The 14358-nt window shown below is 39.8% G+C and carries 11 protein-coding genes and 1 pseudogene; 4 read left to right on the plus strand and 8 right to left on the minus strand.

Annotated features, from left to right (window positions below; genetic code table 11):
* Window positions 1-136: 136 nt before the first annotated feature.
* The 6 genes from Q9312_RS03030 to Q9312_RS03055 all read right to left on the minus strand — a co-directional run bounded on the left by Q9312_RS03030 (window position 137) and on the right by Q9312_RS03055 (window position 5482).
* On the minus strand, window positions 137-481 hold the full coding sequence (locus Q9312_RS03030) for a hypothetical protein (RefSeq protein ID WP_309203062.1): 345 nt from the start codon (window positions 479-481) through the stop codon (window positions 137-139).
* A 191-nt stretch (window positions 482-672) separates the two neighbouring features.
* Window positions 673-1764, minus strand: a complete 1092-nt coding sequence (locus Q9312_RS03035) for an SAVED domain-containing protein (protein ID WP_309203063.1) — start codon at window positions 1762-1764, stop codon at window positions 673-675.
* 1 nt (window position 1765) lies between these two features.
* Window positions 1766-2254, minus strand: coding sequence for a Mov34/MPN/PAD-1 family protein (locus Q9312_RS03040; protein ID WP_309203064.1), 489 nt, complete (start codon window positions 2252-2254; stop codon window positions 1766-1768).
* A complete protein-coding gene (locus Q9312_RS03045; RefSeq protein ID WP_309203066.1) occupies window positions 2232-3974 on the minus strand; it encodes a ThiF family adenylyltransferase in 1743 nt (580 codons plus the stop codon). Before Q9312_RS03045 ends, Q9312_RS03040 begins: the two co-directional genes overlap by 23 nt.
* Entirely contained in the window at window positions 3971-5209 is a 1239-nt protein-coding gene (locus Q9312_RS03050; RefSeq protein WP_309203067.1) for a nucleotidyltransferase domain-containing protein, read from the minus strand. Before Q9312_RS03050 ends, Q9312_RS03045 begins: the two co-directional genes overlap by 4 nt.
* A 63-nt stretch (window positions 5210-5272) precedes the next feature.
* A complete protein-coding gene (locus Q9312_RS03055) occupies window positions 5273-5482 on the minus strand; it encodes a hypothetical protein (protein ID WP_309203068.1) in 210 nt (69 codons plus the stop codon).
* A 420-nt stretch (window positions 5483-5902) separates the two neighbouring features.
* Between Q9312_RS03055 and Q9312_RS03060 the strand changes: the two genes are divergently transcribed.
* Window positions 5903-7228 (plus strand): AAA family ATPase, encoded by a 1326-nt coding sequence (locus Q9312_RS03060; protein WP_309203069.1) that lies wholly within the window; start codon window positions 5903-5905, stop codon window positions 7226-7228.
* A gap of 94 nt (window positions 7229-7322) precedes the next feature.
* Here the strand turns inward: Q9312_RS03060 and Q9312_RS03065 are convergent.
* Window positions 7323-7973, minus strand: a pseudogene (locus Q9312_RS03065) (IS256 family transposase); the annotation flags it as partial.
* Window positions 7974-8034: 61 nt separating this feature from the next.
* Between Q9312_RS03065 and Q9312_RS03070 the strand changes: the two are divergent.
* A protein-coding gene (locus Q9312_RS03070) for an IS3 family transposase (protein ID WP_309202665.1) occupies window positions 8035-9146 on the plus strand; the annotation gives its coding sequence in 2 pieces (ribosomal slippage) (window positions 8035-8287 and window positions 8287-9146; 1113 coding nt in all).
* Window positions 9147-9661: 515 nt separating this feature from the next.
* On the opposite strand, the gene Q9312_RS03075 is transcribed toward Q9312_RS03070, so the two are convergent.
* Window positions 9662-10486, minus strand: coding sequence for a hypothetical protein (locus tag Q9312_RS03075; RefSeq protein WP_309203071.1), 825 nt, complete (start codon window positions 10484-10486; stop codon window positions 9662-9664).
* A 510-nt stretch (window positions 10487-10996) separates the two neighbouring features.
* On the opposite strand from Q9312_RS03075, the gene Q9312_RS03080 reads away from it, so the two are divergent.
* Together Q9312_RS03080 and Q9312_RS03085 are read left to right on the plus strand one after the other, a co-directional pair.
* On the plus strand, window positions 10997-11221 hold the full coding sequence (locus Q9312_RS03080) for a hypothetical protein (protein ID WP_309203073.1): 225 nt from the start codon (window positions 10997-10999) through the stop codon (window positions 11219-11221).
* A 214-nt stretch (window positions 11222-11435) separates the two neighbouring features.
* Window positions 11436-14291 carry a reprolysin-like metallopeptidase gene (locus Q9312_RS03085; RefSeq protein ID WP_309203075.1) on the plus strand — a complete coding sequence of 952 codons (2856 nt, stop codon included), beginning with the start codon at window positions 11436-11438 and terminating at the stop codon, window positions 14289-14291.
* Window positions 14292-14358 lie beyond the last annotated feature (67 nt).

The raw sequence follows: 14358 nt of genomic DNA on the forward strand, positions 1-14358 counted from the left end.
CTTTAATTAAAATTCCGCTTTAAGATGCTTTGCGACATTGCTAATGCGATGATATTAATCAGAATTGATATTCTAAGCTGTCTAGTTTTAATTTAGATACGACATTAGTCGTAGTTTTTTTGCTAATCTGTACTTATCAGAATATTACTAAACTATTGACCAATTCTTCACTTAAAGCGCCAACAACAACTGAAAATAAAGTAGCCATACCCAAAAGATAGAACTTCATATTCCAGAAGACTTGAAACATTGATTTTCTTTTTTTCATATGTTCAAGATATCTATTTGCAATTTTTTGATATTCTTTTCCTTTAGAAAAAGTCCAGACTAATAAAACTAAAAATAGAAAAGTTGCTACTCCACTAGAATTTTGAAACTTGATAGAAACCAATGACATTCCTAGAGCACTAAACCCGATGGTGTCATTTATAAATTTAAAGTAATCTTCAGCTATTATTTCTTCAGAGCTGTTATATAACATACAATCTCCTAACTTTAACGTTGAGCAGATGAGCAGCAAAACTCATTATGACTTCAATCATACCGTAACTTTCTAACTCATCAATTGCATTCTTCAATCACATATAAAAATCATTCCGTTTAAGTTGTTCTGCTCGCGCAGTTTTGACAATTCCAACTGATATCACCCTGTGTACTATAAGTCGTTTCGAGCTAAGAGTATTGAACCCGTGCTCGTTCAACTCCAGCTACAGGCATTAATATACCCCAAGGATATGATGGCCTTTTGTTACGCTCGTATTGATAAACAACTATTTCGGGAAGATTACGTTTATCATACCGGCGACCGAAAGTGAAAACTACACTGTTAGGAGCTGCCATGACTAAATGGATCCTCTTTACTCCTTTCGCACTTAGTTTTTTTACTATCTCTAAGAACTGCTGCGCTAAACGTCTTTGTTTGTCCTGAGACCAGTGCGCATCAGAAGACATGCCATCGAGTGTAAGTCTTACAACCGGCATGGAAAAGGTGCTCTCTAGATCTTCACTATTAACCGGGTATGAAAAAGCCAAAGCTATTACCACCTCCTCCACGTTAGTTATTTCCTCAGTTTCACTAACCTCAAAAACTAGTCCATCGTCTTCCATGTCAGGATAACGCCAATCTTCTTGAGTTCGATCCCAATCATATGTACAAATAGTGCCCTCATCATCCAGCATGAGCCCGGTTAAAAATGTATAGGGTACTGATGTCAAACCTCCGTATACGATAGTCAAGTCGCTCCGGTTAATGTGTTTTTGATGCTGTAGCACCGCGCGGTGTGTGGCAGAAATATCATCTATCGCTTGTTCAGGATTAACGATACTTCCATCTAATCTGTTTCGTAAGTCCAGAAGTACAGGGATAACCTGACCTGTAAATTTATTCGATATTATTTGGTCGAGTGGAGAGCCGTCATCATCGCGAAGTCCTCTGCTTTCAATCACTAGGACTCGTTTCTTTGTGTTGCTTTTTCTTTCACTTAAAAAACGAACAACAATTAAAACTAATGCAACCAAAATGACAATCGAACATATCATAAGAATCCAGCTATCTACAGTATCGATTGTTTGCCGTACAACTATGAAGGTGCTCGGTAATGTATCCAAAAAGATACGAAGGATTATTTCTATCAACGGAGGACCAGCATAAATTGTAATTATTACTCCTAATGCGGATTTGATAAGAGTAACCTCGATCGAACGAGTTCGAAATAACCAATCTGTTCCTTTTAATACGAAGTTTTTGAAAAGCTGTTTAAGCATACTATTTGATTCCGTAATTTAAGAAGGCTTTTGATTCATGGATTAATTCAACAGGTGACGGTAAATGCTCCCTTACAAAAAGATACGCACAGGCTTCAAAACGCCAATACCATTTTAGCTTAGCAATAAACAATACAGCAAAATTAACATCGCCTGAGCAACTTACCAAATCCTGCATCGCGTGAATATCTTGAGAGCTGGGGTGTACGCTGAAACTAGGGTGTGTATGCCACTCCCCTAGGTAATTAAAACGACGATAGTTTGCACCGGTTTTCTCAAAAAAATTAGAAAGAGCTCGCTCATGTTGTTTATCATCTCGAACAAAGCTCGAGCGAGTACCGCTTATGGAATCAACAGAAAAATCAACAAGTCGGAAAGTCTGTTCACTTAATTCCTCTCCCATGATTAAACCTCCGATCTCTCTGCGTCCTGCTCTGAGCATGTGGAATCGCATCTTTCGCATTACGTTATTCGGTAGCAGTAGTTTCATCCTTTTCCTCAACAGGCAGGTGTTCTTTTAAAAGTCTAACCATATCCTCTTCCTCAAGAAAATCCACAGTATCCCCCCATTGACCTTCTGGTAGTAGTTTGATGGGGCGTGTATCAAATGGTTCATTGAATAACCATCCTGAAGATAAACCGACAACGTATGCTGACGCTGGAAATATACTTGCTTCGGGCCGCGCCAATATATCTAATGCAAAACGAGTCGCGTGCGATGCCATTATTGTTACTTCGGCGTCATCAGCGATTAGTGGAGTACCATCTTCTGCCAACCCATGATACTCATCCGAAACTGCAGGACTAGCCCATTCCATACCTTGATCATTACACCAAGTAGATATTTGGTCTCGTGCGGCCAGTGGGATTGGATCTATGTCAGGACGTACACGCACAACAATTCCACCTATACCTCCTGCAAAAACTTCTGTCCATATCATCGGTTTTCGGTAACGTGTAGATATCGACGCTATTATATTAAAAGCCTTTGGCTCAGCTGTGGCGTCAATCAAAAGGTCTCCTTGGCCAAGTGATTCTAGTGCCCCAGAAATAGACGCAGAACTTTCTTGGCCCCCGAGGAAAATTCGAAGTGTCTTTACATCTGCAAGAGGATTTATTCGGAGAAGACGATCCCGTAACGCATAAGCCTTATGAATTCCTGTATCACCGAGGTCGAGTTCGTTGCGCACAACGTTATCGGGGAAAAAAATGTCTTCATCTAGTAGTAAAAAGTTCTTGACCCCAGATCGGCATAAACTAGCGGCAATCTTTGAACCTACCGAACCGCAGCCTACGATTCCCACCTTTTTATCTGAAAGAGAGACATAAGAATTTACTAAACGCTTTTTAACGCTTGGAATTTTCAGCACTGTGAATTTGATTATCTTGCGAGAGCCTGGTTCTCCATAAATCCTAAACAACTCCCAATTGTCTGAATTTCCTATTAGAAGGTATTTAACGCTATCGCAATCCAAAACTGTACTGCTCAAATCATTAAGTTTTATACTAGCTAGAAATGACTTTAAAGCATCAGCGTCTATATTGCCAAGTTTACCGGCCTTAGGTACTCGAACAACAAGCCCTGTTTCTTCATATCCGCCTTCTGGAAGCGCTAGGTCGCTGCCCCATAATTTGCTGTCTTTTTGCCCTACATAATTTAGAGAACATATAAAATCTGGAGCGACATTACGTAGTTTCAAGCTTAAAGAGTGGAAAGCACATTCTTGTAAAGAATTGACGGCATTTAAATCTCCTTCTGACATCAAAAATCTACAATGTTTTGAGCGTAAGTCGCGCCCTAGAGAAGCTACATGAGCGGAGTGAGCATGCACGATTTCACCGGGCACTTCTCTTTCCTCAGAAAGCAGTCGTTGACAACTACAGATCATTTCTGCACCTGTAATTGAAGTCTTCCAGTTGTCAGGTCGATATTCGAGACATAGCTCGCCTTCAGCTCCGTATTGATGCTGAGAAATCCTAGATCCGTCTTTGGTATAAATTAACGGCGGAGCATCAGGAAATACACTCGGATAAACCATTCGAAAATCGAATATTTCATTACCATGACTAACTTGAAAATCCAAACACATAGCAAGCTCTTTATTTGCTTGCCATTTCCCGACTTGCAGCCAATCGACAGCTGCCTCAAGATTCGCCACAGCAGCTTTTTCTGAAGATAGTCTGGTACTGCGATTAAGCCACCAAATCATGCAAACCCTTTCGGCCTTTTAGGAGTTCTAGCTGTGTCATCAAAGGATACTTCCGGGGAGGAAGTCGTAGAAGCAGATGTTGCTGCACCCAGGAGGCTCGTTCCTCCAGAACGAGACGAGTGCTCTAGATTTTTAAGAACCTGACTAGTAAGAGCACTTCCCATACGAGTTTCAAGAGTACTAGATATAAGTCGCTGTTCAGCTAAACGCCCTGCTTCGTAAAAGTCAGTTCTAGCTTTATCGAGCCAATCATAGAATGCTCTAGCACGCTCGGGATGACTTTCCCATTTGTCTGCAAAGTTTTCCAGGGCGTCAGTTGGATTTTTGATAACGTGTTTCGTACCATCGAATTCAATTGCGGCTTCCATACGCTCCAGGATTGAGAGAAGTGCTTGACCGATAGTGTCCTCACCTTGATAAGCGTGCGCAGCTAGAGTGGAAATGATGATCGAAATTGGTTTGTCTGTAGGGTCATCGACAAACATAGTATCTCTATGGTGCTTTAAAACCATTATCGCTGACTGAAGAGGAGTTCTAACCCGATAAGTAGGAATATCTTCTATACTTGCGTCTATTCCACCTTTTCTCATCTCGTTAAGAACCTGTATCCTGCGACGTTTATACTCGTCTCCCATACGAGATTTAAACCATTCTGCGTAACCTCGCGGATTAGAACGAGGCCAGTCGTCTGTAATTTCAAAATACTGAGGAATTACTTCATTGTCAGTGATGGCAATAGCTGAATCCGAAAATTGTGCATCAAGTTGTTTAGCTTCAAGGAGTCGACGCTGATCTAATCCATTTGGAATACTTGGTACTATATCCATGTGAAATTGAGCACCGTCAGAATAGTCAAGACGCCAGCAACGTCGGCCTTCATGAACTTCCTTAGTAATGCCTTTACTATCTCGGTAGAGTTTGATTTCCTTTCCAAGTAGAGCCTTCAAATCATTCTGGGTAAGATCTGATTTGTCGAGCTTAGTCAATGAACAAACGCTATCGACATCGTATTCCTCATCTTTAGATTGAGGTTTGACGGCCGTACCTAGACGAAAAGAGCCTTGAACATAAACATCTGGTTCAAAATCGCGTACACTAGAATCTTCACGATGCAACCATTCTCCGAGAGATTTGTAGCTTTTTTCAGCCTGTTCATACTTTGAAGGCGAAATTTCTATCGAGTTTACCAAGGCTTCAAGGTAATCCTCTGCCTGCTTCGTGATCTTGCTAGTCATTTAGATAACTTCCTCCTGCTTGGGATAAATGCATTCTTTATTATTCATTTGCTTTGATACCTTCTAATCGAAGCTTTGCTTATTCTTTTGAATTGCTTTGTCAAGCTCGTCATGTGTTAACCGACTCTTATCAAGGCTGTTCTTCGTTTTATCGCCTAAATCCCTAAGCTTTTGTCTATTTTCTTCCGTTTGCCTCTTCTTGTTTCTTCGCAAACGATTATTTAGTTCATAATCCTCTGAGAAATTTATGTGTTTCTTATCTTTTATTGGCATATGATCCTCCAAATATAAGTGCACTTATTTAAAACAAAAATAGTGAAAAAACTTTTAAAATTAACAATATACCTTCCAGTTGAATATCGTTTTACCCAGTGAATTTCGAAAGGGAAAACTAAGTATTTTTTTACGGACCCGGTGTTAAGTTAACTGTTTCGCGCACTAAAGCAAAAATAAATATAACGCCTTAGTACGATATTGACTCCGATACATCAAGAGAAAAACCATAAAACCCGATTTAAAACCCTATATAAAGAGAAAATATCACGCTACGAAGCATATTTATATATTATGTGGACCTACTTCACATTTTTCAAACCTTAAATCCGACAATTTCTCGAATAACGCGATAAAATATGCTATTTTTTGTAGATAAATCTAAGCTTAATGCGTAAATATCACTATAAGAGCTTGTAAATGCTAGTAAAATTCAAGGTAAGTAACTTCTTATCATTTAAAAATGAGGCTGTACTCTCTCTAGTTCCTAGTCGAGAAAAGCAGCACATAAAGCACCATATCTATTCATCAGCGAACAAGTCGTTTACAAACCTACTTCGCACTGGGGTTATCTATGGCGCAAACGCTTCTGGGAAAAGCAACTTTATTCGAGCAATTGAATTTGCCCAAAAATTCGTAGTAAGAGGCAGTAGCCCAAAGAGAACTATTGGAAATATATCTTTTAAACTAGATAATGAAAGTACAAATTTACCGACATGTTTTTACTTTGAACTTCAAATAAAAAATAAGTCTTATTCATATGAATTTAAGATTCTTAGAGACGTTGTCGTTTTCGAGGAGTTGAAAGAAATAAAAGCTACCGTTACACAACTAATTTTCAGAAGAGTTGTAAACGATGAGGAGTCTAGCGAATTCACTTTTGGAAAAGAACTAAAGTCTCTCAAAAAGGACGAATATCAATTTATTAACTTTTTGTCAGAAGGAACTAGAAATAATCAACTATTCATTACGGAATCCGTTGAACGAAATTCAAAGCATTTTCAAATGATTTATGACTGGTTTGATGACTATGTGAGAGTTTTTACACCCAGAAGTATCAGTCATGGAGTTGAATTCAGAATCGGCAATGACAAAGATTTTTCAACGTTTTTAAAACAAACTCTCTCAGAATTTGATCCGAGTGTTGTTGAGATTAGCACGAAATTTCTAGATGCAGATTCAAGTGATATACCTATACGGATTCTAGATGAGATTAATGATGAGATTAGTGAGGATGGAGCTGTCTTTATCTCTAATCCTTCGACAGGGAATCGCTCTGTTGTCTTGAAGAGCGATGGTGTACTTAAACTTCTTAAAATTTGCACTCAACACTTATCTGTAGATGGAAAAAATAAAGTAACCTTTGACCTAGAAGAAGAATCAGATGGAACAAGACGAATCATAGAATTAGCTCCGTTGTTTTATGAATTGATGAATACAACTAATGCAGTTGTAGCTTTCGTAGACGAATTAGATAGAAGTCTACATCCAAAATTAACTAAGCACCTAATCGAGTTATTCTTAAAAAAGAGCACTGGGGACAATTCACAATTAATTGTTTCAACTCATGATTCTGACTTATTAGATCAAAGTATTTTAAGAAGAGATGAAATTTGGCTTATAGATAAGAAAAATGGTTTATCAGAATTAAAGTCTCTATCTAAAGAATTCAGTCCTAGGCACGACAAAGATATTAGAAGCGAATACTTAAAAGGAAATTACGGAGCAGTACCTCATTTTGTCTAGCGGTTTAAGCGCTGTGATTTTTAGTATCTGTAAGTTACAGATATATTGATATTTAAATTAATGACCCTGTAAATTATTCTGTGTAACTGCCAGTTCAAACATAGTCATCTAAGCGGCCATCAAATACAATCATAAAATGATTTAAGGCCGCTTTCCAATTTCTAATAGGCATAGTCCATTTTTTCGAAGCGTCCATAATCGCTAGATAAACCACTTTTTTGGCGGAGTCATCTGATGGAAAGAGCTTTCGCTTCTTAATCGACTTTCGAATCACACTGTTGAGCGACTCAATGGCATTGGTCGTATAAATGGCTTTGCGTATTTCAGGCGGATAATTAAATAACGTATTTAGATTGTGCCAATGAGTTTTCCAGGAGCGACTGATTTGCGGATACTTATCGTCCCAACGCTCAGAGAATTGCTCTAACGCAAGCAGCGCATCTTCTTCAGTGGCTGACTGATAAATGCGCTTTAAATCCGCTGTCACGGCCTTGTAGTCTTTCCAGGGAACATAGCGAACGGAGTTTCGAATCATGTGCACTATACAAAGCTGTACTTGCGTTTCGGGATAAGCCGAGTTGATAGCGTCAGGAAACCCTTTTAAACCGTCAACACAAGCAATGAGAATATCTTTAACTCCTCGATTTTGAAGCTCAGTTAAAACGTTGAGCCAGAATTTAGCCCCCTCGTTTTCTGATAACCACAAGCCTAAAAGCTCTTTTTGGCCTTTGTAAACCTCCCCTAAAATAGTGGCATCTACATTTGGAGTTCTTCAGGGTAAACTAAACCCATAGGGAGAACTAGAAATGAAAAAATCACGCTACTCAGAAAGTCAGATCGTTAAGATCTTGAAGGAAGTCGAAAATGGCCGTTTGGTTAAAGAGGTGTGTAGGGAGTACGGGATAGCCGATGCGACCTATTACAACTGGAAATCAAAATATGGCGGAATGGAAGCTTCAGATGTTAAGCGGTTGAAGGAGCTAGAGGAAGAGAACCGTCGATTAAAGGCCATGTTTGCCGATCTCAGCCTTGAGCATAAGATCCTAAAGGACATCGTAGAAAAAAAGCTATAAAGCCAGCGATAAGGCGAGAACTTGTTGACTATGCGAGAACTCAGCATGGCGCAAGTTTGAGAATGGCCTGTCGCGCAGTTGGCATCAGTGATTCTACATATCGTTACAAGCCGGACCCGCATCGTGATGATGATGTCATCACGAAGCTACAAGAGGCAGCAGAGCGTTATCCTGCTTACGGTTTTAGTAAGTTATTTAAAATACTACGACGCTGGGGTCACCGATGGAATCACAAGCGTATCTATCGAGTTTATTGCATGCTGAACTTAAACAAACGGCGCAGAGGCAAAAGACGGCTGCCAACGCGAAGCCCAGAGCCACTTGCTATCCCTAGCTCAGCCAATCACTGTTGGTCGATGGACTTTATGAGTGACAGTTTATTCTGTGGTCGCCGCTTTCGAACGTTTAATTTGGTCGATGACTTTAATCGCGAGGCGCTCGCTATAGAAATAGATTTAAGCTTGCCAGCACCTCGTGTTATTCGCGTTCTGGAGCGAGTGATAGCATGGCGAGGTCAGCCAAGAAAGTTGCGAATGGATAATGGGCCAGAGTTTATTTCAACCGCACTAGCCGATTGGGCAGAAGAGCAGCAGATACAGCTGGAGTTTATAAAACCTGGGACGCCAACACAGAATTCATATGTAGAAAGATTTAATCGAACTTATCGAGATGAAATTTTAAATATGTATGTATTTAAAACACTCCAAGAGGTTCGGAAGATTACTGAGGATTGGATACGAGAGTACAACGAAGAAAGGCCGCACGACTCCCTGAATGATTTAACACCATGGGAGCATCTAGCCAGATTCAACAAGCCTGAAAACTCTAATTTAGAGTGCCACTAAAACAGGGAGGTTTACATTATCAATCCAAAGACATAAATAGATACTTCTGCCCCATATCTGGAGTGGCATCGAAACCCTGTTCTTCAGCAATTTCACTAGCGAAATTGAAAATTTGTTCCCTTTCGTTTTTTCCAGATGGGAGTAGTATACAAAGTTGCCCAGTATTTTCTCGCCTATACTCAGAAGTAGCTCTATCAATATCTAAAGCCCAAACTTCCTCCACACCTAAATTTTCAAAAATTAATAAAATCGTTAAATGTTACACCTAAACCTCAGATTGGAGCTAAAGCAATGCGAGCCGATAATGTTTGAATCCGGGATATTGCGTATGTAGTACTCGCAGCAATAGCAACCCTGAATTTTATCGGGTCATTATATTATCGCATTTGACGCTCAATCTTAATCTAACTTAGGGCATCAAAGTTAAGATAACAGATGGTCAGTTAGCTTAGTAGATGAATATCCATGTTTACCCAAACTTTATACTTGTCAGTGGCTACCCGGCTCTATCACCTCTATCCCCAATCAATAAAGTCAACTTCTTTTGTAACCTCAGGTATATAAAATTCACCTTCATCCAAAAGTTTAATTTTTGTTGTTAAAAACTTCTCTGCTTTATTCCTTTTAATCCCATCTTTTAAAAGCGTTCCGTTTATAGCGATAGATGCTTTTGTTAATGCATCAGGTCTTATAACTTCGATTACAGAGTTAAACTCATGTTTTGGAAAAAAGTAATCGTCTAAATTTTGCTTCCCAGTATAAGAAACTCGCTGACAAGATTTGCAAATAAAAGTTGTCCGATATTTTTCATTTAATGATATAGAGTTCTCTAAGACATAGTTTATTCTCGGCTCATTTAAAAGCTCAAAATAATCAGTTGATAGACCTTTAAAAAAAACCTCTCTAAATGTTAAGGAATTATTTGAGTACATTTGTAGCTTCCTGACTAAAGAACCTCTAAACAAGTAGATTCTTTCAACTGGTGTTTGAATGCTCGTAATTCCTGCCGATGGCTTTAACCTTAAATCAAATGGTTTTTTACTTCTTTGACCGCGAGGATAACTGCACGATTCACATACACCGTCAATAAAATAACTTTCTACATCATCTACCTCTGAGTAGCCAATAGGATTACATAAATACCACTCATCGGAACTATAGTTTAATATTTCAATCTGAGGCTCACCGTCACCATTCCATTCGAGAATACTTTGATAGAGCAATTCCTTCGCAAGTTCAAAATCATTCGCCTCGCCACGAATATCTTCATTGCCCTGTAAGTAAAGAACATTTACACCTTTAGATATACTCCAAATAGCATAATAGAATTTACCTTCCATATGATCCCTCTATTTTAAAAATTTTGACTTATTCTTGCGCACAAATAAATCCAAACTTGTGTGGCCTTTTAGTTTGCGCAGATTTACAACTACTTTAGCAGACAATCTAACTTTCATATAAAGAAGCTTCCGACCTTTTAGATCAAGTCTAAATAACCTATCCCATTTGTCTGAGCTACTATAGTTATTTAGCCCACCTAACCCTTTAGACTCTTTGAGTACTTGATTTAACACCAAAAGAAATTTAAGGACATCAACTGATTTTCAAGAAATAATTGAATAGAACTAAGAACGGATACTAATACAGAGATCAATCCTCAGATATTCGAGGTGAATATAATATCTCATTTGACGCGTTATCCCAAAAAGCTGTCAAAGATTAATTCACCACTAACAAGTATCGATTTACAATCTGACTATTAAAAGGAATTGTTGACTTCACATGGAGCTTAACTGATATCAAGCTAATATCAGTACATTGTCGATAAGCAATAACGGAAGAATAAATATATGAACACTTACAGAGTTAAATACTTTAATTCAGGTGGATACAAATCAACCGGAACATTAACGACAGATTTACACATTAAAAGAGAAAATGACAATAATCTCTGCCTTTGGGACGGAGAGGTAAAGGTTGGTGCAATAGAAGCTATCGAACAGTTGTTTATACAACAGTTGGGATACATAGAAGAGCTGACAATTATCGATGTTACTTTAGAGTCAGACGCATAAACTCTAAAGAATACAATGTATTAGATAATCTAATTCAAGTCATTTCGAAATTGAAAACACAAGTATTACGCCTCCATAAAGCGCATTATTACCACTAATTTGTGCCATTTAGGTCACACAAGCGCACGCTTCAACTATGTATTATGGTCACGTTGATAAAAAATACTTTTTTGACCAAACTTCTAAGACTCACCCACTCTGCTCGGAGGCGCTCGTGGAACCCTTAAAAATTAACAGAACCCTCATTTGTGCATCAATAGTCGCATGCTTGTCGAATCCAGTCATTGCAGGCGACGACCAATCTGTATGGCAGAAACTGTCAACCCAACAAAGCTACTCGACATCTACTGGTGAAGTAATCGAGCTTGCATCCGATATTTATCGCTTAGATATTGCGTCTCTGAAAGTACATTTGAACAATAAAGATTCGTCTGACTTTAAGATCAAAGTGCCCAGTTTAAAGGGTCATAATATTGAGTTCATCTTAGTTGAAAACAGCACCTTTCCTAATGAGCTAAAAAAGAAGTTTCCCAATATCCGCTCTTACACCGCTCGAAATACTGAGAATAAGCAATTAACCGGACGATTTGAATTATCAAGCAAAGGCTTGTCTGGCATGTACCGCAATAGCGATGGAGACTGGATCTTTATTGACCCTATTGCAAACAGTGTCGATAAACATCGTATTTATAACGGCTCTGCAGCTCGGCTAAAGAGCAAACAAAGACCGGCAGACTCTGTTCTTGAATTACTTGAGAACAAGTCAACAAACAATTCAAAGACAGTCGCTCCAGACTTTGGAGATGAACTTCGAAGTTACCGAATCGCGGTAAGTGCCGCAGGGGAATTCACCCAATATCATGGTGGTTCAGTGGCCGAAGGGCTTGCGGCAATCAATACCACCATTAATCGAGTCAATGAAGTTTATAATCGTGACTTAGCCGTTCAATTAAATATCGTCGCCAATAATGATCAACTAGTATTTACCGATGGCGGAACCGATCCATTCGCTAACGATACTGGCGATATTTATACCAATCAGACCGTCATTGATAATGCCATAGGTAATGGCTCATATGATATTGGGCATATTGTAAATACGGCTGGTGGTGGCTTAGCTGGGCTGGGAGTTGTTTGTAGTAATACAGCTAAGGCTCGCGGAGTAACAGGATTATCCAACCCGATTAACGACGTATTTTATATTGATTACGTAGCTCATGAAATTGGCCATCAATTTCGTGCGAATCATACATTTAACGGAGGAACCGGCTCTTGTGGCGGAAATCGAGCTGCAACGGCTGCTTTTGAGCCAGGCAGTGGTTCTACTATTATGGGCTACGCGGGAATATGCGGTGAACAAAACATTCAAGGATTTAGTGACGCCTTTTTTCATACTCACAGTGTCGATGAAGTTCGAAGTTTTGTTACCTCAGGTGGTGGCTCGAACTGTGGTGTCTTGAGTAGCTTAAGCAATACTCCACCCTCTGCCGATGCTGGCGAAAATATCGTAATTCCTGCCAATACTCCTTTTCAACTTGTTGGTAGTGCCACCGATGCCGATAATGGCGATCAAGCAAACTTAACCTATTCATGGGAACAACGAGACCTAGGCTCACAAACACCTAATCGAGCTGCGATGATCGATGACGGCTCAAGACCTTTGTTTCGAGCGATTTTACCGGACTCAGAACCACAACGGTATTTTCCTCAACTGAGCAATGTGGTTTCAGGCACGTCTTCTTATACCGAGGTTTTGCCGACTACCGACCGAGTCATGAATTTCAGATTGACTGTTCGAGATGATCGCGGAGGTGTTTCTTCAGACGACATCACCGTGACGTCAGACACATCGGCAGGACCTTTCGAAGTTACAACACCTGCTACAGCCGACCCAGTAGCTGGCGGATTGCCTACGACAATTAATTGGAACGTTGCAAACACCAATGCTGGCGCAGTCGCTTGTAACCAAGTTGATATCAAATTTTCGGATGATGCCGGAGCAAGTTTCTCACAAACGCTGTTGCCACAAACCAACAACGATGGCTCTGCAGAAGTGATATTGCCCAATCAAAACATTGCGGCGGCAAGAGTCATGGTAATGTGTTCGAATCAAAGTTTCTTTAATGTTTCACCGGTTAACTTTTCAGTGACCAGAACAGAGGGCATACCATCAATCACCTCTCAAGATCCATTAAGTACCAACGAAGATATCGGTCTCACCATCAATGTAGCAGACTTAAATATTGAAGATTCAAATAACACTTCACCTAGCGACTTTACACTCACGCTTTTAGATGGAAACAATTACACAGTAAGCGGAACCACGGTGACTCCCGCAGAAAATTTCTTTGGAAACTTAACCGTTAACGCCTATGTAAATGACGGCACCTATGATAGTCCTGTTTACCCACTGCAAGTTTCCGTGATCTCTGTGAATGATCCGCCTCGAGTACTGTTTGTTCAAGAGGGGCTCGGACTTAATGAAGACTCGACTTTCACGCTTTACCCCATCTATTTGGTCATCGAAGATCCTGATCACAGTGAGTTTACGGTACAAATTGAAGATGGAACAAACTATTCAGCGAACGAAGATATGGTGATACCGACGCCGAATTATAATGGGCCTCTAACGGTTTCGTTTCGAGTGAGCGACGGTGAGTCGACTAGTTCATTAGCGACCATCGAACTCAATGTAAACCCACAAAATGATGCGCCTACTGCATCAAACGATAACTTCTCAGTCACTACCAATGCTACGAATATCACACTCGATGTTATGGCCAATGATCAAGATATTGATGTCGGTGACGACCTAAATATTACAAGCGTTAGTTATTCCGGAACTGGGACGTTAGTGATTAGTAATGATGGAAAAAGTTTAATCTACACCCCAGCTTCCGATTTTGAAGGCACCGAAAGCTTCAATTACTCAATCACCGATCCGGGTAACGAAACAGCAAGCGCATCAGCGACCATTACCGTAAGCGCGCCTTCAAGTGGCGGTGGTGGCTCTATTAGTTTATGGATAAGCCTTTTACTGGCAGGAGCCTTCTTAAGAAAACGCATCTAAACAGGAAAAAGCGCTCTGCCTAGTTTAAAGCTTGGCGGAGCGCTATCAATAAACATTATTAACTTAG

It is taken from the genome of Pleionea litopenaei, from assembly GCF_031198435.1.
GTDB classification, from domain to species: Bacteria; Pseudomonadota; Gammaproteobacteria; order Enterobacterales; family Kangiellaceae; genus Pleionea; species Pleionea litopenaei.

Excerpts from the sequence above, each read along its gene's own strand:
- Q9312_RS03035 (WP_309203063.1), bottom strand. The coding sequence starts at position 1,764 with ATGCTTAAACAGCTTTTCAAAAACTTCGTATTAAAAGGAACAGATTGG.
- Q9312_RS03050 (WP_309203067.1), bottom strand. The coding sequence starts at position 5,209 with ATGACTAGCAAGATCACGAAGCAGGCAGAGGATTACCTTGAAGCCTTG.
- Q9312_RS03075 (WP_309203071.1), bottom strand. The coding sequence starts at position 10,486 with ATGGAAGGTAAATTCTATTATGCTATTTGGAGTATATCTAAAGGTGTA.
- Q9312_RS03045 (WP_309203066.1), bottom strand. The coding sequence starts at position 3,974 with ATGATTTGGTGGCTTAATCGCAGTACCAGACTATCTTCAGAAAAAGCT.
- Q9312_RS03040 (WP_309203064.1), bottom strand. The coding sequence starts at position 2,254 with ATGAAACTACTGCTACCGAATAACGTAATGCGAAAGATGCGATTCCAC.
- Q9312_RS03055 (WP_309203068.1), bottom strand. The coding sequence starts at position 5,482 with ATGCCAATAAAAGATAAGAAACACATAAATTTCTCAGAGGATTATGAA.
- Q9312_RS03030 (WP_309203062.1), bottom strand. The coding sequence starts at position 481 with ATGTTATATAACAGCTCTGAAGAAATAATAGCTGAAGATTACTTTAAA.
- Q9312_RS03060 (WP_309203069.1), top strand. The coding sequence starts at position 5,903 with ATGCTAGTAAAATTCAAGGTAAGTAACTTCTTATCATTTAAAAATGAG.
- Q9312_RS03080 (WP_309203073.1), top strand. The coding sequence starts at position 10,997 with ATGAACACTTACAGAGTTAAATACTTTAATTCAGGTGGATACAAATCA.